A 26,255-nucleotide genomic window follows, 5' to 3' on the forward strand; every position below is an offset into this window, starting at 1 on the left:
CGCGGGCCGGCCCGACGACCACGAGACGGGCCCGGGGCACCTGCTGGCGCACCCTCGGCCAGGCGCGCAGCAGGACGTCGACGCCCTTGCGCGGCTCGTCGGCCCGCCCCAGCACCAGCACCACCGGCCCGTCCCCGGCCCGCCTCGGCACGGCCGAGGCCCAGCCCGCCACGTCGACCCCGTTGGGCACCACCAGCGGGACCCGGCCCAGGTGGTCGACCAGGGTCCGCCGGGCGTGCTCGCTCACCGCGGTCAGCACGTCGACGTCGCGCAGCACCGAGCCGACGTGCCGGGACGCGGTGCGCAGGCTGCGGGACCGCCCGGCGGGCCGCGGCGACATGGACACGTGGACCGTGGCCACCACCGCGGGTCCCTGCTCCCCCGTCCGGTCGCGGGCCGCGGCCAGGCGGCGCAGCACGGTGTGGCCGATGCCGGGCGGGATGGGCTCGTGCACGTGGACGACGTCGAAGGCCCCGCCGGGACCGCCGTCGGTCCAGGCGGCGGCCCGGGCCCGGGCCCTGACCCCGACGCCCAGGCGGGCGGTCGAGCCGTTGGACGGCAGCGGCAGCGCCGGCCCGGCGCTGTGCACGGTCACCCCGGCCATCACCTGCCGCGAGGGCGCTCCTCGGGCCCGGGGCGCCAGCACGCTGACGTCGTGGCCGGAGCGCAGCAGGGTCCCGGCCAGACCGAGCACCTGCTCACGGACCCCGCCGGGGACGTCCAGGTCGTACGGGCAGACCAGGCCGACCCGCAGCGGCCCGCTCACCACGGCCCGCTCACCACGGCCCGCTCACCACGGGGCGGGCTCGTGGCCGACGTCCCGGACGAACACCGCCTGCAGCATGTGCCAGTCGGCCGGGTCACGACGGATCTGCTCACCAAGGGCGTCGGCGACCCGCTGCATCGCGACCGCCACCTGCTGCGGCGAGTCGTCCGGCACCTCGAACGGCTCGAGGAACCGGACCACCGTCGCCCAGCCCGACGGCGACGCGGTCGAGGGCTCGTAGGCGATGCCGACGGGTAGCAGCAGGGCCCCGGTCCGGCCGGCGAGCACGGCCGGACCGGACGCCACCCGGGCCGGTTCGCCGAGCAGGTCCACCACGACGCCGCGCCCGGACAGGTCCCGGTCCGACAGCAGCGGCACGAAGCGGCCATCCCGCAGCCGCTGCTCCAGCACCTCGGTGACCGAGGGTCCGGCGGGCGGCGCCCCGGCGGGCCGGTCACCGCGGTGGGGGTGGGCGAGGATCTCGATGCCGAGGCCGGTGCGGAAGCGGAGGAAGCGCTGGAACACCGAGTCCGGCCGCAGCCGTTCCGCGACGGTGGTGACGGTGGTCAGGCGCAGGTGCGACCAGGCCCCGGCGTGGTCCCAGTTGCCCAGGTGGGCCAGCGCCCCGACGACGCCGCGGCCGCCGTCCAGCGCGTCCCGGACCGCCTGCTCGCCCTCGGTGCGGATGGTGCCCACGATGCGCCGCTCGTCCCAGTCCGGCAGCCGGAAGGCGTCCACCCAGTAGCGCAGGTAGGACTCCAGCGCCTGTCCCGTCAACCTCCGCAGCTGCTCGGGACCGGCGTCCGGGACGGCGCGGGCCAGGTTGTCCCGCAGCCGACGGACGGGGCGTCCGCCGCGGCGCAGCAGGAGCCGCGCCACCAGCCGCGCGGCGCCGTAGGCCGTGCGCTCGGGCAGCAGCCGGACCGCCCGCCAGGCCGTCAGGTACGACCACGCGGTGAGCCGGTCGCCGACCGGGCTCACCGCGGCCCGGGGGCCGGGACGTCCACCGGGGTCCGACCGACGGCCGCGTGCACCCGGGCCCCGCGCTGCACGGTGGTGACCAGGCTGGCGAGCAGGAGCAGGCCCAGCACGACGTGCAGGACCAGCACGGGCACGCCGAGCGCCTGCACCGACCAGACCGCGAGGATGCCGACGGCCAGCCGGTCCCCACGCTCGGCGATGCCGTTGTCGGCCACCACCCCGAACGACTCGGCCTTGGCCCGGGCGTACGGCACCAGCGCCCCGGCCCCCACGACGAGCACCGACAGCACCACGCCCACGGTGTCGCCCTGCAGGTGGAAGTACACCGCGAGCGCCCCGAAGATGCTGGCGTCGGCGACCCGGTCCAGCGTCGAGTCCAGGAACGAGCCCCACTGGGTCGACTTGCCCGACAGCCGTGCCACGGTCCCGTCGAGGGAGTCGAACATGGCGAACAGGAAGATCAGCCAGGCCCCGACCTCGAGCCGACCGGCGGGCCAGAACCAGAACGCGCTGATCACCACGCCCAGCGTCCCGACCACCGTGACGGCGTTGGGCCCGATGCCGAGCGCGACGATGCCGCGCGCCGGTGCGCTGAGGAGCAGCCGGACGGTGCCGCGGAGGCGACGGGCTAGCACGCGGCCTCCCACGCCTGGGCCAGCAGCGTCCGGGTGTCGGCCAGGAGCACCGGGACGGCCTTGGTGCGCCCGACGATGGGCAGGAAGTTCGAGTCCCCGCCCCAGCGCGGCACCACGTGCTGGTGCAGGTGCGCCGCGACCCCCGCCCCGGCCACCGGGCCCTGGTTCATCCCCAGGTTGAAGCCGTGGGGGTGCGACACCGCGCGCAGCACCCGCATGGCGGACTGGGTCAGCGCCCCCACCTCGGCCACCTCGGCCTCGCCCAGGTCGGAGTAGTCGGCGACGTGCCGGTTCGGGCAGACCATGAGGTGGCCCGGGTTGTAGGGGTAGAGGTTCAGCACCACGAAGGCCAGCTCGCCCCGGGCGACCACCAGCGCCTCGTCGTCCGGTCGCGTCTGGGCGCGGCAGAACGGGCACTGCCCCTCGCTGTCGTCGGCGGGCTTGTTCTCCCCCGACAGGTAGGCCCAGCGGTGCGGGGTCCACAGGCGTTGGAACGCGTCGGGGGCCCCGGCCAGGGTCGCCGGGTCCTCGGGTCCCGCCGCTGGCGTGCCCGGGCCGGGCTGGTCGGGCCCGGGCGTCGTCGAGGTGCTCACACCTGCGCGCGCGTGCGCACGGCCTCGACGATGCGGGCCACGGCGTCGGCCACCGGCACGGTGTTGTCCTGCCGGCCGTCGCGGTAGCGGAACGACACCGCCCCCGCCGCGACGTCGTCGGCCCCGGCGATCAGCTGGAACGGGACCTTCTGCTTGGTGTGGGTGCGGATCTTCTTGGGCATCCGGTCGTCGGAGGTGTCGACCTGCACCCTGACCCCCTGCTCCCGCAGCAGCCCGGCGACGTGCTCCAGGTGCGGCGCGAACTCCTCGGCGACGGGGATGCCGACCACCTGCACGGGCGCGAGCCACGGGGGGAACGCGCCGGCGTAGTGCTCGGTGAGCACGGCGAAGAACCGCTCGATGGACCCGAACAGGGCCCGGTGGATCATGACGGGCCGCTGGCGGGTGCCGTCGGAGGCCTGGTACTCCAGCTCGAACCGCTCCGGCAGGTTGAAGTCCAGCTGGATGGTCGACATCTGCCAGGTGCGGCCGATGGCGTCCCGGGCCTGCACGGAGATCTTGGGCCCGTAGAACGCGGCGCCGCCGGGGTCCGGCTCCAGGTGCAGCCCCGACGCCTCGGCCACCTCGGCCAGGGTGCGGGTGGCCTCGTCCCAGGTCTCCTCGTCCCCGACGGTCTTGTCCGGGTTGCGGGTCGACAGCTCGAGGTAGAAGTCGTCGAGGCCGTAGTCCTTGAGCAGCTGCAGGACGAAGGTGAGCAGGCTGCTCAGCTCGTCCTTCATCTGCTCGCGGGTGCAGAAGATGTGGGCGTCGTCCTGCGTGAAGCCGCGGGCCCGGGTCATGCCGTGCACCACGCCGGACTTCTCGTAGCGGTAGACGGTGCCGAACTCGAACATCCGCAACGGCAGCTCGCGGTACGACCGGCCCCGCGAGCGGTAGATGAGGTTGTGCATCGGGCAGTTCATGGGCTTGAGGTAGTAGTCCTGCCCCGGCCGACGCACCGTGCCGTCGGCGTTGTGCTCGGAGTCCAGGTGCATGGGCGGGTACATGCCGTCCGCGTACCAGTCGAGGTGCCCGGACGTCTCGAACAGCGCGGCCTTGGTGATGTGCGGGGAGTTGACGAAGTCGTACCCGGCCTCCTCGTGGCGCCGCCGCGAGTAGTCCTCCATCTCGCGCCGGATGATCCCGCCCTTGGGGTGGAACACCGCCAGGCCCGAGCCGATCTCCTCCGGGAAGCTGAACAGGTCGAGCTCGCTGCCGAGGCGACGGTGGTCGCGCTTCTCGGCCTCGGCCAGGCGCTCGGTGTAGGCGGTCAGCTCCTCCTTGGTGGGCCAGGCCGTGCCGTAGACGCGCTGCAGCTGCTGGTTGGCGGAGTCACCGCGCCAGTAGGCGGCCGCGGTGCGCATCAGCTTCCAGCCGTTGCCCAGGACCCGGGTGCTGGGCACGTGGGGCCCGCGGCACAGGTCCTTCCAGGCGACCTCGCCGCCGCGGCGCACGTTGTCGTAGATGGTCAGCTCGGCCCCGCCGACCTCGGCGTCGGCCCCCTCGGCGGCCTCGGCCGCGTCCGGGCCCTTGAGGCCGATCAGCTCGAGCTTGTACGGCTCGTCGACCAGCTCGGCGCGGGCCTCGTCCTCGGTCACGACCCGGCGCCGGAAGGTCTGGCCCTCCTTGACGATGCGCTGCATGGCCTTCTCGAGGGCCTTGACGTCCTCGGGGGTGAAGGGCTCGGCGACGTCGAAGTCGTAGTAGAAGCCGTCGGTCACCGGCGGGCCGATGCCGAGCCTGGCGTCCGGGCGGACCTGCTGGACGGCCTGGGCGAGCACGTGGGCGGCGGAGTGGCGCAGCACGGCCAGGCCCTCGGGGTCGGAGCTGGCGACCGGTTCGACCGTCTCACCGCCGGACAGCACGTGGTCGAGGTCGCGCAGCTCCCCGTCGACCCGGGCGACGACGACGTCACGGGACAGCACACCGGCCGCGTCGAGCGCGTCGGTGGCGCTGCTGCCCCCGGGGACCTCGACCGCGGTACCGCCGACCGCCACCGTGACTGCGGGGCCCGTGGGAACCGCGGGTGCCGCCGGGGTGGTCGGCGCGGGCGGGGCGTTCGGGTCCAGCGGTTCCGGGACGGTCTGGGTCATGGCCGCAACGGTAGAGGTTCGTCGGCGTGGCCCGTCGCCCGGACCGCGGCCCCACCCGCGACACGCCGTGTCACCCGGCTGTGACAGGACCGTCACGTGCGGGTGACCCGGCCCGGCGTGTCGGGACCGGTCCCGACATGTCGTCGACTCATGGCCTACGTAGCGTCACCGGGTCCCCCCACCCCCGTGCCACCCCTGGAGCCAGCGATGACGCGTTCCCTGTCCACCCGAGCCGCAGCCGCGGCCGGAGCGTTCGTGGCCACCGTGGCGGTGTCGTCCGGCGCGCTCGTCGCGCTGCCGGGCGCCACGCCCCTCGGTGCCGTCCCACCCACCTCTGCGGCGCGCGCCGTCGTGGCCGACCTCGACCTGGAGACGGCCACCGCGGCCGACCTGCGCGAGATGGTCGTGAGCGGCGAGGTGTCCAGCCTGCAGCTGACCCGCGCGTACCTGGACCGCATCTCGATGCTGAACACCGACGGCCCCTCGCTGAACGCCGTCCGGTCCCTCAATCCCAGCGCCGCCGCCGACGCGCGGCTGCGCGACCGCGACCTGCGGATCGGGCGTGACCCGGGCCCGCTGCACGGCGTCCCCGTGCTGCTGAAGGACAACATCGACGTGGCGGGCATGCCCACCACCGCCGGGTCGATCGCGCTGGAGGACAGCTACCCCGCCACCGACGCCCCGCTCGTCACCGCCCTGGAGGACGCAGGGGCGGTGATCGTGGGCAAGACCAACCTGAGCGAGTTCGCCAACTTCATGACGAGCGGCATGCCCAGCGGCTACAGCTCGCTCGGCGGGCAGGTGCTCAACCCCTACGACGCGAGCGTCACCCCCAGCGGGTCCAGCTCGGGCACGGGCGCCGGCATCGCCGCGGGCCTCGCCCCGATCGGGATCGGCACGGAGACCTCCGGCTCGATCCTCAGCCCGGCCCAGGCCAACTCGCTCGCCGCGGTCAAGCCGACCGTGGGCCTGATCAGCCGCACGGGCGTCATCCCGATCTCCGCCACCCAGGACACGGCCGGCCCGATGACCAAGACGGTGCTGGACGCGGCCCTGCTGCTGGAGGGCCTGGTGTCGGTCGACCCCGAGGACCCGGTGACCGTCGGCGCGGAGCCGTTCGTGGGCTTCTCCTACGCCGACGCGCTGTCGGACACCTCGCTGGAGGGGGCCCGCCTGGGCTACGTCAGCAGCAACAACCCGCTGTTCACCGCGGCGCTGGCGACCCTGCAGGCCGAGGGCGCCGTCCTGGTCCCCGTCACGGTCCCCAACACCTCGGCCCCGGGCATCCTGTTCGACGAGTTCGAGCGGGACCTGAACGCCTACTTCTCCCGGCTGCCGGACGACGCCCCGATGGACACCCTGAGCGACGTCATCGCGTTCAACGAGGGGCGCCCGGAGGTCAAGTTCGGCCAGACCATCCTCGTGCAGTCCGAGGCCGTCGACCTGACGGACCCGGCCCGGCTGGCCGCCTACGAGGCCAACCGTGACCGGGGCCTGGCGGAGAGCCGGGGGAACATCGACGCGGTGCTGGAGACGAACGACCTGGACGCCGTCGTGTCGCTGTCGGGCACGACCGGGGTCGCGGCCCGGGCCGGGTACCCCAGCGTGTCGGTCCCGGCCGGCTACACCGCGACCAACGGCCGCCCGAGCAACGTGACCTTCATGGGCACGGCGTTCTCGGAGGCCACGCTGCTCAGCCTGGCCTACGACTACGAGCAGGCCAGCCTGCTGCGGGAACCGCCGTCGGTGGTCAACCCGACGCTGTTCCGGTGCCTGGAGCCGGTGCGCGAGCGGGCGGCCAGCTGCGCCCCGTGAGCCGGCCCGGCTGACCCCCGCACCGGACGCCCCCGCCCGACCTCGGGGCGGGGGCGTCCGGCCGTCGTCGAGCCGACCCGAATTTGTTCCGCCGTACGATTAAAGAGGTGGGTGCCCCCGGCCGATGAGGATGTGTCGGAGCCGGGAGAAGTCGCTCGCCCTGCCCGCGCGAGGGGTGGAGCCGCGTGATCACCAACGAACGTCGTCGTCAGGAGTCCGTGCGGCGGTACGGGCTGCCGCTGGACCCGCCGCCCGCGCGGCCGGACCCGGAGCTCACCGCTCTCGTCGTGCAGGCCCAGCGGCTGATGCGCGCGGAGTTCGCCGCCGTCCACGTGCTCGACGGCGAGGGCCAGGTCCGGATCGCCGGGACCCCGGGTCTGCCGCTGGAGGTCGTCGAGCGCTCCTCGAGCATGTGCAACCGGGTGGCGGCGGCCTACCCGGGCCGGCAGTCGTACCTGACCACGGCCGCGGACGTCGACCCGTTCTTCGCCGACAACGCGTGGGTCGACGGTCGCCTCGGCGCCGTCCGCTACTACGCGGCCGTCCCGCTGGTCGGGCTCGAGGGCCTGCCCCTGGGGGTGCTGTGCGCGTGGTCGTCCAACGAGGCCCCCAGCCCCGCCCCCTCGGTGGAGCTGATCGCCAAGGTGGGGACGGCGGTCGTCGCGCTGCTGGACTCCCGCCGCCGCACCGCCGAGGTGCCGGGGCCGGTGGGTGGGGCCGACGCCGCGGTCGTGGGCACCCTTGCCGACCGCTCCGTGCACGGCGTCATCGACACCGGCGCCGTGACGACCCTGTTCCAGCCGGTGGTGCACCTGGCGACCGGTTCGGTGGCGGGTTTCGAGGCGCTGTCGCGCGGCCCCAGCGGGACCGACCTGGAGGCCCCGATGGCGCTGATCGAGGCCGCCGCCGCCGCGGGTCGCCTCGCCGACCTGGACTGGTTGTGCCGGGTCAACGCGATGGCCGCCGCCGCGCAGGCCGACCTGCACCCCGGTCTGTCCTGGTTCATCAACGTGGAGCCCGTGAGCCTGCACCACGAGTGCCCGCCGCACCTGGTCAACGCCCTCGCCCACGCCCGCAGCGAGCTCCGCATCATCCTGGAGGTGGTGGAGCGGGACCTGAACGGGCACGTGACCCACCTGCTGCACGCCGCGGACCAGGCCCGCCGCGACGTCTGGGGCGTCGCCCTGGACGACGTCGGCCCCAACGAGTCGTCGCTCGCGCTGCTGCCCCTGCTCATGCCCGACGTGGTCAAGCTGGACATGTCGTTGGTCCACCAGCTCCCGGACCGTCGCACGGCCATCGTCACCGCGGCGGTCCGCGCCTACGCGGAACGGACCGGCGCCGTCATCCTCGCCGAGGGCATCGAGACCGAGGAGCACGAGCACCTGGCCCGGGTCTTCGGCGCGACGTACGTCCAGGGCTACCGCTACGGCCGCCCCGGCCCGCTGCCGGACTCGGTGCCGGCACCGCGGGCGGTGGTCCCGCTGCGTCAGCAGCCGGCCCCGCTGGACGGGGCCACGCCGTTCGAGGTGGCCTCGGCGAGCGCCCCGGTCGAGCGGGCCCGCCGCGGGCTGCTCGAGCACATGGTCGAGCACCTCGAGGCGCGCTGCCGGGTCCTGCCGGACCCGTTCGTGCTGCTGGTCGGCCTGCAGTCCGGTCACGGCGACCAGCCGGAGCGGCTGACGTCGCTGCAGGAGCTGTCGGGACTGAGTGCCCTCACGGTCGTGCTGGCCGAGGGCGCCGAGGTCGAGAGCACGGAGCGCTTCGCCGTCACCGAGCGCCAGGTCGGCAGCCGGATGCGTCAGGAGTGGTTCGTCGCGGTGCTCAGCGCCGGGTACTCGGCGGCCTTCGTGGCCCGGGACTGCGGCGACCCGGGGGACGACGACGCCGACCGCCGCTACGACTTCGTGCTCATCCACGACCCCGGTCTGGTGACCGCGGTCGGCCGCAGCTTCCTGCAGGAGCTCGTCCCCGTCGGGTCGTTGCCGTCGATGGGCGGGCAGATCCCGGGCCCCCGCGGCACCCCGGTCGAGGACCCTGCCCCGTCCCGTGGGGGCAGCCTGCTCAAGCGGTACACCCGGGCGCGGTGAGCCCCGGGCTCAGGCGGGTCCGTCGGCGGCGAGCGCCTCGAGCAGCTGCTCCCCGTACGTCGCGAGCTTGGCCTGCCCCACCCCGCTGACCCCGCCCAGCCCGTCCAGGGAGGTCGGGCGTTCCAGGGCGACCTGCCGCAGCGTGGCGTCGTGGAAGATGACGTAGGCCGGGACGCCCCGCTCCTTGGCCGCGGCGGCCCGCCAGGCCCGTAGCCGCTCGAACACCGGCGCCACGTCGGCCGGCAGGTCCTCGGCCGCGGCGCGCGCCTTCCGCCCGCCCCGGCCGGCGCCGGCGCGGCGGGGGGCCTCCTTGCGCAGGCGCACCTCGGCCCGGCCGCGCAGCACGTCCTCCGACGCGGCGGTCAGGGCCAGGACGCCGTACTCGCCCTGCACGTCCAGCAACCCCTGGGCCAGCAGCTGACGGACCACGCCGCGCCACTCCCCCTCGTCCAGCTCGGTCCCGATCCCGAAGACGCTGAGCTCGTCGTGGTGGTGCTGGGTGACCTTCGCCGTGGTGCGGCCGAGCAGGATGTCGACCGACTGACCGGCCCCGAAGGACTGCCCGCGCTCGCGCTGCAGGCGCAGCACCGTCGACAGCAGCTTCTGCGCGGGCACGGTGCCGTCCCAGGTCTCGGGCGGGCTCAGGCAGGTGTCGCAGTTGCCGCAGGGCTCGCTGGCCTGGTCGAAGTAGGCCAGCAGCCGGACCCGCCGGCAGCCCGCCGTCTCGCAGAGCGCGAGCATCGCGTCCAGGTGGGCGGACAGCACGCGTCGGCGGGCCAGGTCGCCGTCGGAGGTGTCGATCATGCGCCGCTGCTGGACCACGTCGGCCAGCCCGTACGCCAGCCACGCGGTGGACGGCAGCCCGTCACGCCCGGCGCGACCGGTCTCCTGGTAGTAGCCCTCGACGGACTTGGGCAGGTCGAGGTGGGCGACGAAGCGGACGTCGGGCTTGTCGATGCCCATCCCGAACGCGATGGTCGCCACCATGACCAGGCCGTCCTCGCGCAGGAACCGCTGCTGGTTGGCCAGCCGCGTCCCTGCGTCCAGGCCGGCGTGGTACGGCAGCGCCTGGATGCCGTTGTCGACCAGGAACGCGGCGACCTTCTCCACCGACGCCCGCGACAGGCAGTAGACGATGCCCGCGTCGCCGGGGTGCTCGGTGCGCAGCAGCTCCAGCAGCTGCCGGCGGGGCTCGGCCTTGGGCACGATGCGGTACTGGATGTTGGGCCGGTCGAAGCTGGCCACGAAGTGCCGGGCCCCGGTCAGGTCGAGCCGGGTCGCGATCTCGGCGCGGGTCTGCGTGGTGGCCGTGGCGGTGAGCGCGATGCGGGGCACGTCGGGCCAGCGCTCGTGCAGCATCGACAGCGCGAGGTAGTCGGGGCGGAAGTCGTGGCCCCACTGCGCCACGCAGTGGGCCTCGTCGATGGCGAACAGCGAGATCCGGCCGCGGTCCAGCAGCGCCTGCGTCGACGGCGAGCGCAGCGCCTCGGGCGCCAGGTAGACCAGGTCGAGCTCACCGTCGACGTAGCGGCGCTCCATCTCGCGCCGGGTGCCCGGGTCCTGGGTGGAGTTGAGGAACCCGGCCCGCACGCCCAGCGTGGTCAGCGCGTCGACCTGGTCCTGCATGAGCGCGATGAGCGGGGACACGACGACCGCCGTGCCGGGGCGCACCAGGGCCGGCACCTGGTAGCAGAGGGACTTGCCGCCCCCGGTGGGCATCAGGACCAGGGCGTCCCCGCCGGCCACGACGTGGTCGACGACGTCCTGCTGCCCGGGGCGGAAGCTGTCGTAGCCGAAGACCCGCTGCAGGACCCCCGTCGCCGTCTCGTGCTCTCGCGTCGCGGTGGGGGTGGTCACGGGGACGAGTCTATGGACGGTTCCACCGGGCGGGCATCGGTGCTGTGATCTGTGCACGCACGTGCCCACGACGGGTGCGTCCTCAGCCCGGAGGTGGTCGCCGTGGTGGTCGGACGGGTCGAGGTGGAGGCCGGGGGCCCGGCCGGGCACTCCTACCGCGGGGTGGTGCTCACGGGCGAGCACGGGGCGGTCCTGGAGCACGCCCGCCGGGCCCGGTTCAGCGGCTGGGTGGGCCCGCAGGAGCACGCCCACGTGGTCCTCGTGCCGTCGTCGAGGCACCTGCTCGTGGCCTCGGACGGGCGCGACCTGGAGGGCCTCGCCACCGACCTGGCGGACCCGTTCGGCCCGGTCCTCGTGGTCGAGGTCGTGCGCGACCGCCTGCTGTCCCTGGTCCTGCCCACCGGGCACGGCCCGGGCGCGGCCGCCGCCCCCGGCACGGCCGCGGAGCCGCTGCGCTACCTGAGCGACCCGTCCGTGCTGGACGCGGAGGACCTGGACTCCCCCCGCGGGGCCCACCACGCGCCGGCCCTGGCCCGGGCCTTCGGCGTGCCGGGCGTGGCGGGTGCGCTGCGCGACGTGCTGTCGGAGTCGTTGGACCCCGAGCACTACATCGAGTCCGAGCGGGTGGCCCGCGTCCTGGGCCTGCTGGACCTGCCGACCTGGCTGGTGTCGGCGTGGACGCTGCCCCGGCGCCCGTCCTACGGCCCGGACGGGGCGTCGATCACCCGCCTCGGCGCGGGCGTGCCCGGACTACCGGGGTGGCCGGCGCGGTGGGCCGGCGAGCCCGTCCGGCGGGTGCGTCAGCTGCTGACGCGCCGACCGGACGGGCCCCGCCCCGACGGCCTGGCCGTCGGGGGGTTCGACGACACCGGGCTGTGGTGAGGCCCGGCCCGGTGCGGGCTCAGCCCGGGATCCGCCCGGACCGGGCGAGCTCGGCGAACCAGGCGGCGCTGTCCTTGGGCAGCCGCTCCAGCGTGTCGTAGTCCACCCGGACGATGCCGAACCGCTTGGAGTAGCCGTAGCCCCACTCGAAGTTGTCCAGCAGGGACCACACCAGGTAGCCGCGCAGGTCGACCCCCCGCTCGATCGCTCGGTGGCACGCCGTGACGTGCCGGCGCAGGTAGTCCACGCGCTCCACGTCGTGGACCGCCCGCCCGCCGGGGGCGCTCGGGTCCGGCACCACCTCGTCGGCGAAGGCCGCCCCGTTCTCGGTGACCATGAGGGGCAGGTCCGGGTAGCGCCGCGACAGGTCGACCAGCACCTCCTCCAGGCCCGCCGGCTCGATGTTCCAGCCCATGTCGGTGTACGGGCCGGGCTGGGTCACGAACTCCACGTCGTCCGCGCCCGGCCAGGGCGTCCCGCCCATGTCCTTGTGGCCGTCGGCCATCTGCCGGGGCGAGGTGCCGTCCCAGCGGCGGACCCGGGTGGTCGCGTAGTAGTTGACCCCCAGCACGTCCAGCGGCTGACGCACCAGGTCCTCGTCGCCGTCGTGGACGAACGACCAGTCGGTGACCGCCGCGGTGTCCGCGATGACGTCGGCCGGGTAGCCGCCCTCGAGCAGGGGCTGCAGGAACACCCGGTTGGCCAGTCCGTCGACCTGGCGCAGCGCGTCGGCGGCCCCCTCGCCGTCGCCGCGGAACACGTGCATGTTGAGGGTGGTCGAGTAGTCCGGGGTCCCCGTGGACGTCGCCCGTAGCGCCTGCACCGCCAGGCCGTGGCCCAGGTTGAGGTGGTGCACCGCGGCCAGGGCGGCCGCGGGCTCGGTGCGGCCCGGGGCGTGGGCGCCCGAGCCGTAGCCCAGGTAGGCGCTGCACCAGGGCTCGTTCATGGTCGTCCAGGTGTGGACCCGGTCGCCGAGCGCCCGGCCGAGCAGCGACGCGTACTCCGCGAACGCCTCGGCCGTGGAGCGGGCCGGCCAGCCGCCGGAGTCCTCCAGGGCCTGCGGCAGGTCCCAGTGGTAGAGCGTGGCGACCGGCGCGATGCCGCGGGCGAGCAGCCCGTCGACCAGGCGGCGGTAGAAGTCGAGCCCCGCCTGGTTGACCGGGCCCCGCCCGGTCGGCTGGACACGGGGCCAGGCGATCGAGAACCGGTAGGCGTGCAGACCCAGGTCGGCCATCAGGTCCAGGTCCGCGTCGAGGCGGTGGTACTGGTCGGCGGCCACGTCCCCGGTGTCGTCGTCGGTCACCTTGCCCGGGGTGCGGCTGAAGGTGTCCCAGATGCTCGGGCCGCGGCCGTCCTCGTCGGTCGCGCCCTCGACCTGGTAGGCGGCGGTCGCGGAGCCGAGCACGAACCCGGGCGGCAGCTGCAGGCCGCGGCCGCGGTAGTCCTCCGGACCGGTCCCGGGTCCCAGGCCGGGGCCCGCGGTGCTGGTCGCGCTCATCGGGTGAGCCTCGCGCGCCCGTCCACGGCCGTCACGACCGACGCGCCGACCAGGCGCGCGCGGAACGGCACCGCGGGCTCGGCCGTGACCGTGGCCCCGCGGTCGCCGTCGCGGAGCACCCGGAACGTGGTGACCGCGCCCGTCCCCGGGTGGGTGACCACGACGTCGCGGTCGACGGCCCCGGGGTACACGGTGAGCAGGGCGTCGTGGGCGTAGTCGTACTCCGGGGTGTCGTCCCGTGCGCCGGTGACCAGGACGGCGTCCTCGCGCACCCACAACGGCAGCGACGCGAAGTCGTGCCGCTCGCGACGCCAGGCCCCGCCCGTGACGACCTCGTCGGTCAGCAGGTTGGTCCACGTGCCGGCCGGCAGGTAGTAGTCGACGTGGCCGTCGGCCGACATCACGGGGGCCACCAGCAGGTCTTGGCCCAGCAGGTACTGCCGCTCCAGGTGGTCCACGGCCGGGTCACCGGGGAACTCCAGCTGCATCGGCCGCATGAACGGCACGCCGTGCTGGTGGGCGTGCAGCCCCACCTGGAACAGGTACGGCATGAGGCGCAGCTTGAGCGTGGTGAACGTGCGCGCCACCTCGACCGCGCTCTGCCCCGGCGCCGTCGTCACGTCCGCGGCGTCCTCGGCCTCGTCGAAGACCCACGGCACCCGGTAGCTCTGCGAGCCGTGCAGGCGTGAGTGGCTCGACATCAGCCCGAACGCCAGCCAGCGCTTGAACACGGCCGGGTCGGGGGTGCCCTCGAAGCCGCCGATGTCGTGGCTCCAGAACCCGAACCCGCTCATGGCCAGCGACAGCCCGCCGCGCAGGCTCTCGGCCATCGACACGAACGAGGAGGAGCTGTCGCCGCCCCAGTGCACCGGCATCCGCTGCCCGCCCGTGGTGGCCGACCGCGCGAACAGCACGGCCTCGCCCTGCCCGCGGACCTCCTCCAGCACGTCGAACACGGCCTGGTTGTAGAGCTGGGCGTACCAGTTGTGCATGACGCCGGGGTCGGTGCCGTCGTGCCAGACCACGTCGGTGGGCACGCGCTCGCCGAAGTCGGTCTTGATGGCGTCGACGCCCTGCGCCAGCAGACCCCGGACCTTGTCCTGGAACCAGGCGGTCGCGGCGGGGTTGGTGAAGTCCACCAGGCCCATGCCGGCCTGCCACATGTCCCACTGCCAGACGCTGCCGTCGACCCGGCGCACCAGGTACCCGGCCTCGGCGGCCTCGTCGAACAGCGACGACCGCTGCGCGACGTAGGGGTTGAGCCACGCGCTGACCCGCAGCCCGCGCTCGTGCAGGCGCGCCAGCATGCCCTCGGGGTCCGGGAACACCCGCGGGTCCCACTCGAAGTCGGTCCAGCGGAACTCGCGCATCCAGAAGCAGTCGAAGTGGAAGACGCTCAGCGGCAGGTCGCGCTCCGCCATCCCGTCGATGAAGCGGTTGACGGTTGCCTCGTCGTAGTCGGTGGTGAACGACGTCGACAACCACAGCCCGTACGACCAGGCGGGCACCTGGGCCGGGCGGCCGGTGAGCCGGGTGTAGCGCTGCAGCACCTCCGCCGGGGTCGGGCCGGCGATGACCAGGTACTCCAGCGTCTCGCCGGGGACCGAGAACTGGACCTGCTCGACGGCTTCGCTGCCCACCTCGAACGACACGTGCTCGGGGTGGTTGACCAGCACGCCGTAACCGCGGTTGGTCAGGTAGAAGGGCACGTTCTTGTAGGCCTGCTCGCTGGACGTGCCGCCGTCGGCGTTCCACACGTCGACGCTCTGCCCGTTCTTGACCAGGGGGCCGAACCGCTCCCCCAGGCCGTAGACCAGCTCGCCCACGCCCAGGCCCAGCTGGGTGCGCACGTAGCACGTCGCCGGGGCCAGGCCGTCGACGCTGACGCCGGCGACGCCCGCGGGCTCGGCGGTGACGGGGGCGTCAGCAGCGAGGCCGAGCCAGCCGACGGACTTGTCGCCGCTGCGGGTGAGGACCTGCCCGTCGGCCTCGAAGGCGAGGTCCCACGGCGCGCCGCGGGCCATCCGCGCGCGCAGCGGACCGGACTCCAGCCAGCCGGCGTCGTCGTCGGTCCAGGCGCTGCCGTGGCCCTTCTCGGCACCGACCAGGTCGAAGCCGGGCGAGGCGGGGGTGCCGCGGTGGTGCTCGACCCGGACCCGGATGACGCCGTCCAGCGGGCTGGACAGCGTGACGGCGAGGACGGGCCGGTTGAGGGTGTCGCCGCGGCCGGTGATGACGCGGGTGGGGGCCTGGACGACCAGGCGGTCGCCCTCGGGCGAGGGCACCGCCTCGACGTCGTGCGCCTCGCGGGCGAGCTGGGCGTCGACGCCGGGGCGCGTGTGCCAGAACCCGTCGGTGAACTTCATTACTTGACTGCTCCTGCCGTGATGCCCCTGGTCAGGGTGCGCTGGAAGATCAGGAAGAACACGAGGGTGGGGACGAGGCCCAGCAGCGCGGACGCGGACGTCGTCGTGACGTCCATCATCCGGTCGCCCTGCAGGACCGTCACGGCCACGGGGACGGTCTGGACCGCGTTGCTGACGAGGAACGTCAGCGGGATGAGGAACTCGTTCCAGGTCCAGATGAAGAAGAAGATCAGCAGCACCGCGAGGGTGGGCCGCGTGATGGGGAACACGATGCGCCACAGGATCTGCCGGCGGTTGGCGCCGTCGAGCGCGGCGGCCTCGAGCATCTCCTTGGGGAACGTGCCGTAGACGGCGGCCAGCAGGTAGGTGCCGAACGCCATCTGGATGGCCGTGAAGATGATGATGACCGGCCAGATGCTGTTGTAGAGCCCGACCTCGCGGAACATGAAGTAGAGCGGGTAGAGCAGCACCTCCTGCGGCAGCATGTTGGCCAGCAGGATGAGCAGGACGATCCACATCCGGCCCTTGACGCGGCCGATGCCGAGCGCGAACGCGTTTAGGACCGACAGGGCGACGGCGAGAACGGCGACGCTGCCGGAGATGACGAAGCTGTTCCACAGCTTCTGCGGGAAGTCGACCCGTTCCCAGAACGCCACGATGCCGTCGGTGTACAGCGCGGACGGCCACGACAGCGGCCCCCCGGTGCTGTAGTCCGCCGGGGACTTGAACGAGTTGAGCAGGATCAGGAAGAACGGGACGGCGATGACGAGCCCGACCAGCACCGCCCCGCCCAGCAGCAGCCAGTCGGCGAGGGTGCGCCGACGCCGGCGGCGACGGGGGGCCGGGGCGGGGCGCGGCGCGGCCTGCGGCTGGCTCGCGGTCGTCTGGTCGGTCGTGGGTGCGCTCATGACCCCTGCTCCTCACGGCGTTCGAGCCGGCTCTGCACCATGACGAAGGCGACCGCGAGCACCGCGATGACGACCGTCAGGGCCGTGGCGATGGTGGCGCCGTAGCCGACCTGCTGGGACTGGAAGAACTGGCTGTAGGCGTAGTAGGCGGGGACGATGGTCGAGGTCCCCGGGCCGCCACCGGTGAGGGCGTAGACCGGGCCGAACACCTTGAGCGCGGCGATCGCGCAGGTGAGGACCACCACGAAGATCTCCGGGCGGATGATGCTGACGGTGATGGCCCGGAAGCGCTGGAACCAGTTGGCCCCGTCGAGCTCCGCGGCCTCGTACAGCTCCGGGTCGACGCGCTGCAGCGCGGCCATGAAGATGACCACCGGGTAGCCGATCTGCACCCAGACCAGCACCAGCATGATGCTGGGCAGCGCGAAGCGCGGGTCGCCCAGCCAGTTGGCCTGCAGCGCACCGAGCCCGACCGCGTCCAGGAACGTGTTCAGCGCCCCGTTCTGCGGGCGCAGGATCCAGCCGATGACGATCGCGGCGATCACCGACGGCAGGATCTGCGGCAGGTAGTAGGTGGCGCGCAGGAAGCTCGCCACCCGGCCACCGAACTTGCGTCCCACCAGGTCGAACAGCATCGCCGCCAGCACCAGGCCCAGGCCGGTCGGCACCACGACCATCGCCACGATCATGGCGATGGAGTTCTGGAAGGACTGCCAGAAGGTGGCGTCGCCGAACAGCCGGACCCAGTTGTCCAGGCCGATGAGCTCCGGCGGCCGGATCCCCCGGTAGGACGTGAACGTCAGGTACACGTTCCAGACCAGCGGGACGAGGATGACGAGGGTGAGCAGCGCCAGCCCGGGCACGAGGTAGATCCAGTAGGTGTGGGCGCGCAGGCCCGGGATCTGGCTCGGCCGCCCCCGCCGGGGAGCGGTGCGCTCCCCGGCGGTGGTCCGTTCGGTGACGGCAGCCATCAGGATCAGCCCGTGATGTCGGAGACGCCGTCGGCGTACTGCTGACCGAGCTGCTCCTGCACCGCGGCGGGCTCGAGGGTGCCGTTGAGCAGCTCCTGCAGGCCGGCGTTCAGGTCGTCGTAGAACGTGGCGGTGGGCCAGTCCGGGTAGAACGCGACGCCGTCGCGGTCGTTCAGGGTGTTGAAGTTCGCGATGAGCTCGGCGCTCTTCTCGTCGGTGATGTCGGCGGGGTCCGCCGCGACGGGCACGCCGCCGTTGTTGCCGATGAGGGCCTGGATCTCCGGGCGCATGGTGATGTCGATGAACTGCGCCGCCAGCTCGGGGTTGCGGGCCTCGACGGGGATCACCCACATGTTGCCGGCCGACCCGGGTGACATCTCGGCCCCGGGGAACAGGAACGTGCCGAACTCGAAGCCGGAGATCTCGGTCGTGAACCGGTTGTGCCACCAGCTGCCGGAGAAGAACATCGGGTACTCGCCGTTGATGAACGCCGTGCCGGCGTCCTCGGCCGCCAGGCCGGTGGCGTCGGTGCTGATGTAGCCGGCGTCGGTCCACTCCGCGAGGGTCTCGGTGGCGTAGGTGATCTCCTCGCCGGTGAAGTCCACGTCGTCGGTGTACAGCTGGTAGGCGTCGACCCAGTCGCGGTCGGCCTGCGTCAGGGCGAGCTGGTACCAGAGCTGGCCCAGCGGGTACTCCGAGGCGGCCTGGGCCAGCGGCGTGACCCCGGCGTCGGTGAAGGTCGCCATCGCGGCCTCGAGCTCCTCGACGCTGGTCGGGACCTCGACGCCGTGCTCGGCGAACAGCGCCTCGTTGTAGTAGAACTCGACGAACTCGCCGTAGTTGGGGACGCCGTACCAGCTGCCGGAGCCCATGATCCCGGACTCGTCGTAGCGGGCCGTGGTCTGCAGGGCGGGGGCGAGCTGGTCGTCCCAGCCGTACTCCTCGACCTGGTCGTCCAGCGGGCTCAGCAGGCCCTGGCTGGCCAGCAGGCCGGCCGTGGCGTTGCCCTTGTTGTACTCGAGGATGTCCGGGGCCTCGCTGGAGTTGAGGACCTGGCTCGCGGTGGTGCGGATCTGCTCGAAGCTGCGCTCCTCGAACTCGACCGTCGCGCCGGTCTCCTCCTCGAACGTGGCGATGGCCTCGTCCCAGGCGATGCCCATCGCGCTGGTGTCGGACTCGAAGTGCCACAGCGTCAGCACCTGGTCCCCGGAGTCACCGCCGCCGGCCCCGGTGTCCCCGGCCCCGCCGCACGCGGCCAGGGCGAGGGCGCCCACGACCGTCGCCGCGGTGCCGATGCGTGCCCGGCCGTACCTGCTCCTGCTGGTGGTCCTGCTGCTCATGGTGCCTACCTCCTCGTAGGTAGTGCTGGGTTCGATGCGTTTCGACAGTCGATGCGTTTCGATGGTGGGCGGACGGGGCCTCCTGGCGTCGGGGCGGGGGTCAGGACGTGGGCGGGGGTGCGAGCGAGCCGCGGCTGACGTAGGTCGGCGGGATCAGCTCGACCCGGGGGTCGACCCGGTCGGTCAGCTGCTCGATCGCCAGCTCGACGGCACGGTCGCAGCTGCGCGCGGGCACCAGCGGGATGACATCGAGCGGCACCGGCAGGGCGGCGGTGTCGAAGGTCGACGCGGCCGAGATCACCGAGACGTCACCGGGGACGGACAGCCCGCGGTCGCGCAGCAGGTCGACCGCGGTGGTCTGGATGGACTCCTCGCAGTGCATCACCAGACCGGTCAGGTCCGCGTCGGGGCCGAGGAGCTCCGCGACCGCGGCCCGGGCCGCGACCGCGTCCCGCTCGGGCATCGCGAAGCGGGCCTGCAGGCCGCGGGCCTGCGCGTGGGCGAGGAACGCGTCGCGGAAGCGGGGCGGGAAGTTGGACCCGCGCTCGTACACCGAGCGGGGCTCCCCCAGCAGGCCGACGGTGCGGTGCCCGGCGTCGGCCAGGGTGTCCACGGCCAGCCGGGCGGCCGCCTCGAAGTCCAGGTCGACGCACACCAGGCCCTCGGTGTCGTCGGGGACGCCCACGACGACGGACGGCACGCCCAGGCGGCGCACCAGCGCCACGCGGTCGTCGTCCTTGGTGACGTCCAGCACGATGATCCCGTCGACCAGGCGGCTCGAGGTGACCCGCTGCAGCCCACCGGCGGCCTCGTCCTGCAGCAGCAGGAGGACGTCGTAGTCGTAGCGGCGGGCCGCGGTGGCCACGGCCAGGACGAAGGCCATGTGGGCCGGCGCGTAGGTGTCGGCGCGCAGCGGCTCGGTGACGGCGAGGATGTAGGTCCGCTTGCCGGCGAGCATCCGGGCGCCGGCGTTGGGCCGGTAGTCCAGGTCGCGGACGGCGGCCTCGACCCGCTGCCGGGTGGCCTCGGTGATCGAGCGCTTGCCGGACAGGGCGTAGGAGACCGTGCTGATGGACACCCCGGCGGCACGGGCCACGTCGTGGATGCTCGTCATGCTCGGACTCCGTCGTCTGGTCGTGCGGTGGACTGGTGAAACGCTTCGACAGCGAAGCGTCGATCGAGAAAGTACGCCCGGTCCGACGAATTGGCAAGCGTCTCCCGAGACCCGGTCTCAGCTCCCGGTCCCGCGCCGGAGGACCTCGTCGACGACGTCGGCGGGGGCCGGGCGGTGGTGGAAGAAGCCCTGGGTCACGTCCACCCCGAGGCCGGTGACCAGCTCCAGCTGCTCGGCGGTCTCCACCCCCTCGGCCACGACGGTGAGGCCCAAGGACCGCCCCAGGGCGACGATGGACGACGCCACCGCCCGGTCGGTGGCCTCCTGCAGGCCGGACACGAAGCACCGGTCGATCTTGAGCTCGTCGAAGGTGAAGCGGCGCAGGTAGTCCAGGGACGCGTACCCCGTGCCGAAGTCGTCGACGGCGAGGGCGACCCCCATCCCCCGCAGCGTCAGCAGGTCCGCGGCGACGTCGTCGACGCGCCGGGCCAGCTGCCGCTCGGTGACCTCGAGGCCGAGCAGCTCCGGCCGCAGCCCGGTGCCGGCCAGGACGTCGCCCACCACGCCGACGAGGTGGTCACGGCCCAGCTGGTCGCAGGAGACGTTGATCCACACCCGAGGCGCGCGGGGCCCGTGCTCGTGCTGCCAGCGGGCGGCCCGCTCGCAGGCGGCCCGGGCCACCCAGTCCCCCACCGGACCGACCAGGTAGGGACCCTCGGCGGCCTCGAGGAACACGGCCGGCTCGAGCATCCCGCGGGTGGGGTGCTGCCAGCGCAGCAGGGCCTCCACCCCGACCACCTCGCCCGTGGCCACGGACAGCATGGCCTGGTAGTGCAGCCGCAGCTCGTCCTCCGCGAGCGCCCGACGCAGCTCGGCCACCAGGGGCGCCTGCCGCAGCATCGCCACCCGCCGCTGGGCGAGCTCGGCCACACGGCCGGCCGAGCCCACCGCCACCGCGGACGCCGCCTCCGTCGCGACGCTGGCGTCGGCGGCCTGGCGGGCGGACCCCTCCGCGCCGGAGGAGGCCTCGTCCACCAGGGTCGCCGCGGTGAAGGCCGCGAGCGCTGCGGCCTCGGCGGCCAGCCGGACGGCCTCGGCGACCTTCTCGGCCGCCTCGTCGGTGAGCCGCTGCTGGGTCGTGACGTCGCCGGACACCAGGGCCGCCACCCGGGCGGCGATGGCCCGCGCCTCCGGCGCACCGACGGGGCCGCCGTGCAGGTCCGACACCACCTGCAGCGCGGTGACGGCCGAGCGGGCCACGTCGCGCGCGCGTCGGTCCGCGTGGCCCTGCACCTCCAGCGCGACGACCGCCGCGGTCTCCGCGGCGGCGCTGGCGGCGGCGGCCACGACGTCGGAGGTCGCGAGCCGTGCGGCGTCCGACACCAGCCGGGACGCCTCGTGGGCGTCCTCCGCGGCCTGGACCGTCTCGGTGGCGGCCCGGGCCACGACCACGGAGTCGCGCGCCGCGAGCGCGGCGGCGTCCGCCGCGGTGAACGCGAGTTCCGGAGAGTCCTGCTCGTCCCCCGGCCTGGTCATGGCAGGCAGCCCATCGTGAACCCTCTGTCGTCGGACGCAGCCCCCTGGCCGCGGGACGCGGTTGACGCTAGCAGCCGGGGTGCAGGGCGGGACGGGAGAAGCGGAGAGTCCGGGCGACGGTCCCCCGGTCGGCGTAGACCCGGTGCTCCGGTTGCCGACCGCGTCCGGGACCGATGAGTACAGCCGGCCACCGGCTGCGCGACTGGATGCTCGGCACCCGGTCCTGGGGCGCGGCAGGGCGTCCCCGGCGCCCCGGCGCCCGCCGCCGGATCGGTGGGCGTCGACCACGCGTTCGCGGAGCGCCACAGCAACGGCTTCGACGCCGAGACCATGGGCGCCCACGAGCTCGGCCCCCCGGGCTGGCAGGAGCACGCGGGCTGGAAGCGCTGGTGGGGGCCCGACCCGCCGTTCACCGTCGTGCGCGACTTCCTCGCCGCCGGGCTCGTCGACCACATGCACCCGGTCCAGGTGCCCATCGTCCTCGGCCGCGGCGCCCGGCTCTGGGACGGCCTCCAGGCGATCGAGGAGGACTACGACGTCGAGGCCGCGTCGCCCCCGAGCGGCGTCACCCACCTGACGTTCGGGCGCAGGCCGGTGGCGTGACCATCAGCCGACCGCGATCGCCGCGCGTCGCACCCGTGTGGCGCGGGTCCCGCTGCTGCTTCGTGCTGGTGGGCGGTACTGGGTTCGAACCAGCGACCCCTTCGGTGTGAACGAAGTGCTCTACCACTGAGCTAACCGCCCGCGACCGTCAGAACGGCCGTGCAGCATCGTAGGGGATCCTCGCCTCAGTTCACGCCCGGGAGCCGGTCGAGGAGGTCCTCGGCCGTGCTGGGAAGCCACTCCGGCAGGCCCGTCACCGCGAGGGAGGCCCAGAACACACCGGCCAGGACGGCCAGGACCGCGACCGTGAGCGTCGTCATGATGAGGACACGGGCCTGGGGTGACTGACGGGAGTACTGGTGGCGGGCGTCGACCAGCTTGACCCACAAGCCGTGACGGAGCCGCTGGGCCCACGAGAACTCCGTCGACAGGATCGCCAGCGCGAGGAACACGGTCGCCCAGCCCTGGCCCGGTCCCGGGATCATGATAATGCCGGCCACCAGCAGCAGCCCGCCGACGACGCCGACGCCGATGCGCCACCCCAGCCGGCCGGCCGGGGTTCGCCGTACCCGGGCCCGCACCGCACGGGTGCGGGCCCTGAGCCGACGCCAGGCCCGCCGCGAGCGGTGAGCACGCTCGGCCTCCCTGGACCGCTCCGGGACAGGCGGGTCCCCACCCACGGTGTGCTGGACGTCCGGTTCCACCGCATCAGCGTAGGTGGACGGTCACCCAGGGTGCCGCCGGCCCGCAACAGGGTGGCCCAGCCTGCTCCGATGGGGTGACGGCGTGACCTGGGGGATGTTTCGCACCCCCTGCGGCAGGGAACGTCCTCCCCAGACGAAGGTCGGGTGGAAACAGCCGATCCACATGCTCAGGAGGAGTCACCGTGGTCGAAAAGCACAAGGTGGACGTGGACGTCGAGGTCACGCTTCGACTCGTCGTCCCCGACGCCGGTCCGGTGCCCCTTCCGGTGTCCTTGCGCTACGTGGCGGCCGACCCCTACGCGGTCCGCGCCCTGTTCCGCGGCGGCGACGGCGAGACCTCCGTGGAGTGGGTGTTCTCCCGTGAGCTGCTCGTCGACGGCATGGAGCGCGCCACGGGCCTCGGTGACGTCCACGTGTGGCCGTCCCGCGGCTCCGACGGCGACATCGTCGTGATCGCCCTGTCCTCCCCCGACGGCCGTGCCGTCCTGCACGCCGACGCCGACGACCTCCGACTGTTCATCGGTCGCACGCTCTCGGTCGTCCCCGCAGGTCAGGAGGCGCGTCACCTCGACCTCGACGACGTCGTCTCGCGCCTCACGGCCTGAACCGACGCACCGATCGGACCGGTCGTTTTGGTGCCGGTCGCACGCTGGGCTAGTCTTCTCCAGCACCGCACGGGGGCGATCTGATCGGCCCAGTCGGACAAGCAATGCGGACGTGGCGCAGTGGTAGCGCATCACCTTGCCAAGGTGAGGGTCGCGGGTTCGAATCCCGTCGTCCGCTCGGAGTCGCTCCGCGCGGCAGCACTCGCGGGTGCGAATCGTGGTGGAGTGGCCGAGAGGCGAGGCAACGGCCTGCAAAGCCGTGTACACGGGTTCGAATCCCGTCTCCACCTCTCAACAGCACGGGCGATTGGCGCAGCGGTAGCGCGCTTCCCTGACACGGAAGAGGTCACTGGTTCGATCCCAGTATCGCCCACACAGGTCAGAGGCATGATCACAAGTGTGGAAGCACCGCCTGAACGGCTCCGGGTGACTAACCGGGTGACTAACTCTCGAACAGCGAGTCCATGACCACCGCACCGTCCAAGATCACCGGCCGCAGCTGGTGCCGGTAGACGGCCTGAGTGACCCGGCTCCCCCGGTGGCCCAGCAGTTCAGCAATCTGCTCGATGGGCATCCCGTACGCAGAGAGCAGCGACACGAAGCTGTGACGTAGTTCACGCGGCGTCCACGCCGTCGGATCCAGACCCGCCTTGTCCACCACCGCGCGGAACGCTCGCCGGATGTTGGCCGCGTCGGGTGGCCCACCGCTCGAGGTGGCAAAGACCAACCCTGTCGGAGGCCAAGCCGTCTCAGACGCTGCCGTCGCCTGTACTTGTTGACGTTGATGCTGGCGCAGGGCGGCAACGCAGACGGCTGGTAGGGCCAGGGTGCGACGAGACGACTGGGTCTTGGTGTCACCGCCCTGACGGACGGAGCGCCATACCTGCATGGATGGTGGCCGCGGCGGGACAGCTGCTTCGTCCCCCTCGAGATCGACGTGGGCCCACGTGAGCGCGCGCAGCTCCTCCGTACGGGCCCCCGTCAGCAGCGACACGGTGATGTACGCGTGCATGGAAGTCTCGGCCGCCGCTGAGAGGAGGGCCTTCGCCTGCTCAAGCGTGAGGGAACTCGAGGGACGTCCCCGCTGTCCGCGAGGCACAGAGCAGAGCTCGACCACGTTCCGCTTGACCCGGTCGCGGGCCATGGCCTGCTTCACGGCCCGGCTGAGGCCGTTGTGAAGGTTCTGCAGTGTGCTGGTGCTGAGGGTGTTCGCCTTCTGGGCGAGCCAGCGGTCTACTTCTCCGGCCGTGAGGTCCGCCAGCCTTCGCCGGCCCAGGCTCGGCAGGACGTGCGTCGCGGTCAGGTGCTCCCACTTGGCGATCGTGGCTGGCGCACGGCCGACGAGCCCGAACTCGAGCCACTCCCTGACAGCGTCCGAGACGGTGTAAGTCCCGCGAGCGACCGGTAACCCGTCGTCCTGGTCCTTCAGCGCTTCGCGGAGCTTCTCACGGGCCTCTGTCTTCGTTCGGCCCAAGCGGCGTCGCACCCGACGCTTGCCGGTGGGGCCGAAGCCCACGGTGATCTCTGCCACCCACCGGTTGCGTTGGGTGTCGAAGTAGAGCCCACCTTCGCCCCGCCCGCGCCGGCGCTCAGTCACTCCGCCTCACGTTCGAGCAACCGGACGTAGTCGTCGATGGCGGCGTCCGGCACGAGGCGGGTGCGGCCAAGCTTGACCGTCCGGAGACGACCCGATCGGATCTGCTCGTAGATGACACTGCGGCTCACGTTCAGCAGCGACATCACCTCCGGTACCCGCCACAGCACGGGACGTGGAGCCGCTCCGGCGGCGGTGCTCGCGACTCGTCGAGCCGGGTCGATGATCATGTTCACGGCGCTCTCCTCCACGCTGCGCGGCCCGGTAGGACCAGCGGTCGCCGGGGTCACGGTGAATGCTGCTGCAACCCGGCGCTGCGGGCGTCCCCCGCTACCTATACAAGGGCGGACAACGTCGCCCGGTGATCAACGGCCTTGGATTCTCTCGTTGGTGCCCTTGTGCACCTGGGCTGGGCCCCCACCTGGCGATGCTGGGCCGTAGCGTGGCCGGCGTCGACCCCGCTGCTCCCGCACCCCCCTACGGTTGAGCGGCGGGGCCGGCTTTAGCGGCGACTCCCGTAGCCAGGCGACCCATACTTCGGAGCATGGGCACTGACAACGCGCCTGAGCCCGTCCAGCCTCGTAATCCTGGACGCTATGTAACCAGGGGCCCAGGCGGCGGCATGCGGCGCTGCGCCGGCGGCACGATGGGCGCGACCGGGCGGCGCACCCCCCAGAGTCCCACGGTGCCCTCCGGTGACCGGACGGCGACAAGCGAGTCACGGGGGGCGCGTGGCCGGACGGGCACGGTGAACAGCACAAGACAAGCCGCTCTGGCCCTGGCTCTTTGCTTGGCGCTGGCAACCCTCGGTGGGTGCTCACAGCCGCAGCCCGTGTTCACCGACCAGCCCCTGAGTGCAAGGCCAACGTCATCGTCGCCGACGCCCACCCCACCGTCATCGCCGGAAGTGCCCAGCCGACCCCCGCCGGAGACCGGAGAGCCCGCGCCCGTCGACTCACTACCTCCCTCAGCAGCTGCGAGCACCTCCATAACAGGCGCCACGGACCGCGAGTTCTTGAGCCTGCGCTTCGATTGCAGGCACGTGCCCGGCTCCTTCCAGGACGAGTGGTCCGTGGCGGGGGCCGAGCGAGAGGGCTTCGGCGAACCCCGTCCGGGCCAGCGGTACTCCTTCGGCCACATCGGGGGCCGAGCGCTTGGACTGTTCACCGGCGCGTTCGAGACCGGCATTCTGGACCGTGACCGGCTCCGCATCAAGGCGGAAGTACCCGGCCCGGGACAGGTCACAGTGTGGGTGACCAAACCGAACCCATCCCTCGAACTAACCCGGGGCTTTCACGGGCAGC

At 73.0% G+C, this 26,255-nt stretch carries 22 protein-coding genes and 4 tRNA genes; 9 read left to right on the plus strand and 17 right to left on the minus strand.

Translation table 11 applies throughout. The annotated features are described in order from the left end of the window. The 5 genes from ACR80Q_RS16890 to thrS form a co-directional block, all read right to left on the minus strand. The coding region (locus tag ACR80Q_RS16890; RefSeq protein ID WP_435378814.1) for a glycosyltransferase family 4 protein at positions 1–766 on the minus strand (766 nt) is incomplete at its 3' end. A gap of 24 nt (positions 767–790) precedes the next feature. Continuing rightward, the gene (locus ACR80Q_RS16895) at positions 791–1,747 is read right to left on the minus strand and encodes a phosphatidylinositol mannoside acyltransferase (RefSeq protein ID WP_435378815.1); all 957 of its coding nucleotides are present in this window, start codon (positions 1,745–1,747) and stop codon (positions 791–793) included. After that, the gene (gene pgsA, locus ACR80Q_RS16900) at positions 1,744–2,382 is read right to left on the minus strand and encodes a phosphatidylinositol phosphate synthase (protein WP_435378816.1); all 639 of its coding nucleotides are present in this window, start codon (positions 2,380–2,382) and stop codon (positions 1,744–1,746) included. The genes ACR80Q_RS16895 and pgsA overlap by 4 nt, the downstream gene beginning before the upstream one ends. Further along, complete coding sequence (locus ACR80Q_RS16905; RefSeq protein ID WP_435378817.1) at positions 2,376–2,975, minus strand: HIT family protein; 600 nt, start codon at positions 2,973–2,975, stop codon at positions 2,376–2,378. Before ACR80Q_RS16905 ends, pgsA begins: the two co-directional genes overlap by 7 nt. After that, a complete protein-coding gene (thrS, locus tag ACR80Q_RS16910; protein ID WP_435378818.1) occupies positions 2,972–5,068 on the minus strand; it encodes a threonine--tRNA ligase in 2,097 nt (698 codons plus the stop codon). Before thrS ends, ACR80Q_RS16905 begins: the two co-directional genes overlap by 4 nt. Positions 5,069–5,275: 207 nt before the next feature. Here thrS and ACR80Q_RS16915 point away from each other — a divergent pair, with 207 nt between their 5' ends. Together ACR80Q_RS16915 and ACR80Q_RS16920 are read left to right on the plus strand one after the other, a co-directional pair. Then, positions 5,276–6,883, plus strand: a complete 1,608-nt coding sequence (locus tag ACR80Q_RS16915; RefSeq protein ID WP_435378819.1) for an amidase family protein — start codon at positions 5,276–5,278, stop codon at positions 6,881–6,883. Between the two features lie 185 nt (positions 6,884–7,068). Then, positions 7,069–8,973, plus strand: a complete 1,905-nt coding sequence (locus ACR80Q_RS16920; RefSeq protein ID WP_435378820.1) for an EAL domain-containing protein — start codon at positions 7,069–7,071, stop codon at positions 8,971–8,973. 9 nt (positions 8,974–8,982) lie between these two features. Here ACR80Q_RS16920 and recQ read toward each other — a convergent pair whose 3' ends face one another. Continuing rightward, on the minus strand, positions 8,983–10,830 hold the full coding sequence (recQ, locus tag ACR80Q_RS16925) for a DNA helicase RecQ (RefSeq protein WP_435378821.1): 1,848 nt from the start codon (positions 10,828–10,830) through the stop codon (positions 8,983–8,985). 102 nt (positions 10,831–10,932) lie between these two features. On the opposite strand from recQ, the gene ACR80Q_RS16930 reads away from it, so the two are divergent. Next, positions 10,933–11,712, plus strand: coding sequence for a hypothetical protein (locus tag ACR80Q_RS16930; protein WP_435378822.1), 780 nt, complete (start codon positions 10,933–10,935; stop codon positions 11,710–11,712). Between the two features lie 19 nt (positions 11,713–11,731). Here ACR80Q_RS16930 and ACR80Q_RS16935 read toward each other — a convergent pair whose 3' ends face one another. The 7 genes from ACR80Q_RS16935 to ACR80Q_RS16965 form a co-directional block, all read right to left on the minus strand. Beyond that, positions 11,732–13,210 carry a GH1 family beta-glucosidase gene (locus tag ACR80Q_RS16935; protein WP_435378823.1) on the minus strand — a complete coding sequence of 493 codons (1,479 nt, stop codon included), beginning with the start codon at positions 13,208–13,210 and terminating at the stop codon, positions 11,732–11,734. Continuing rightward, positions 13,207–15,576 carry an alpha-xylosidase gene (yicI, locus tag ACR80Q_RS16940; protein ID WP_435378824.1) on the minus strand — a complete coding sequence of 790 codons (2,370 nt, stop codon included), beginning with the start codon at positions 15,574–15,576 and terminating at the stop codon, positions 13,207–13,209. Before yicI ends, ACR80Q_RS16935 begins: the two co-directional genes overlap by 4 nt. Beyond that, the gene (locus ACR80Q_RS16945; protein WP_435378825.1) at positions 15,576–16,484 is read right to left on the minus strand and encodes a carbohydrate ABC transporter permease; all 909 of its coding nucleotides are present in this window, start codon (positions 16,482–16,484) and stop codon (positions 15,576–15,578) included. The genes yicI and ACR80Q_RS16945 overlap by 1 nt, the downstream gene beginning before the upstream one ends. Beyond that, positions 16,481–17,455, minus strand: a complete 975-nt coding sequence (locus ACR80Q_RS16950) for a carbohydrate ABC transporter permease (protein ID WP_435378826.1) — start codon at positions 17,453–17,455, stop codon at positions 16,481–16,483. The genes ACR80Q_RS16945 and ACR80Q_RS16950 overlap by 4 nt, the downstream gene beginning before the upstream one ends. A 5-nt stretch (positions 17,456–17,460) precedes the next feature. Then, a complete protein-coding gene (locus ACR80Q_RS16955; RefSeq protein WP_435378827.1) occupies positions 17,461–18,795 on the minus strand; it encodes an ABC transporter substrate-binding protein in 1,335 nt (444 codons plus the stop codon). Between the two features lie 100 nt (positions 18,796–18,895). After that, the gene (locus ACR80Q_RS16960; RefSeq protein ID WP_435378828.1) at positions 18,896–19,909 is read right to left on the minus strand and encodes a LacI family DNA-binding transcriptional regulator; all 1,014 of its coding nucleotides are present in this window, start codon (positions 19,907–19,909) and stop codon (positions 18,896–18,898) included. A 117-nt stretch (positions 19,910–20,026) separates the two neighbouring features. Continuing rightward, entirely contained in the window at positions 20,027–21,445 is a 1,419-nt protein-coding gene (locus ACR80Q_RS16965) for an EAL domain-containing protein (RefSeq protein ID WP_435378829.1), read from the minus strand. A gap of 273 nt (positions 21,446–21,718) precedes the next feature. Between ACR80Q_RS16965 and ACR80Q_RS16970 the strand changes: the two genes are divergently transcribed. Continuing rightward, positions 21,719–22,048, plus strand: a complete 330-nt coding sequence (locus tag ACR80Q_RS16970) for a dihydrofolate reductase family protein (RefSeq protein WP_435378830.1) — start codon at positions 21,719–21,721, stop codon at positions 22,046–22,048. Between the two features lie 66 nt (positions 22,049–22,114). Here the strand turns inward: ACR80Q_RS16970 and ACR80Q_RS16975 are convergent. Together ACR80Q_RS16975 and ACR80Q_RS16980 are read right to left on the minus strand one after the other, a co-directional pair. Continuing rightward, positions 22,115–22,189: transfer RNA gene (locus ACR80Q_RS16975), tRNA-Val, on the minus strand. Positions 22,190–22,233: 44 nt separating this feature from the next. Then, positions 22,234–22,752, minus strand: coding sequence for a TIGR02611 family protein (locus tag ACR80Q_RS16980; protein WP_435378831.1), 519 nt, complete (start codon positions 22,750–22,752; stop codon positions 22,234–22,236). Between the two features lie 182 nt (positions 22,753–22,934). Here ACR80Q_RS16980 and ACR80Q_RS16985 point away from each other — a divergent pair, with 182 nt between their 5' ends. The 4 genes from ACR80Q_RS16985 (at position 22,935) to ACR80Q_RS17000 (ending at position 23,730) form a co-directional block, all read left to right on the plus strand. Next, positions 22,935–23,357, plus strand: coding sequence for an SsgA family sporulation/cell division regulator (locus ACR80Q_RS16985; RefSeq protein ID WP_435378832.1), 423 nt, complete (start codon positions 22,935–22,937; stop codon positions 23,355–23,357). A gap of 106 nt (positions 23,358–23,463) precedes the next feature. Then, positions 23,464–23,535: transfer RNA gene (locus ACR80Q_RS16990), tRNA-Gly, on the plus strand. Between the two features lie 41 nt (positions 23,536–23,576). After that, positions 23,577–23,647: transfer RNA gene (locus tag ACR80Q_RS16995), tRNA-Cys, on the plus strand. Positions 23,648–23,658: 11 nt separating this feature from the next. After that, positions 23,659–23,730: transfer RNA gene (locus tag ACR80Q_RS17000), tRNA-Val, on the plus strand. Between the two features lie 69 nt (positions 23,731–23,799). Here the strand turns inward: ACR80Q_RS17000 and ACR80Q_RS17005 are convergent. Continuing rightward, complete coding sequence (locus tag ACR80Q_RS17005; RefSeq protein WP_435378833.1) at positions 23,800–24,888, minus strand: site-specific integrase; 1,089 nt, start codon at positions 24,886–24,888, stop codon at positions 23,800–23,802. A 62-nt stretch (positions 24,889–24,950) separates the two neighbouring features. Continuing rightward, on the minus strand, positions 24,951–25,181 hold the full coding sequence (locus tag ACR80Q_RS17010; protein ID WP_435378834.1) for a helix-turn-helix domain-containing protein: 231 nt from the start codon (positions 25,179–25,181) through the stop codon (positions 24,951–24,953). 785 nt (positions 25,182–25,966) lie between these two features. Here ACR80Q_RS17010 and ACR80Q_RS17015 point away from each other — a divergent pair. Next, a partial coding sequence (locus ACR80Q_RS17015; RefSeq protein ID WP_435378835.1) for a hypothetical protein occupies positions 25,967–26,255 on the plus strand: 289 nt, incomplete at its 3' end.

This window comes from Aquipuribacter aurantiacus (assembly GCF_051216895.1).
In the GTDB taxonomy this organism is placed as follows: Bacteria; Actinomycetota; Actinomycetes; order Actinomycetales; family JBBAYJ01; genus Aquipuribacter.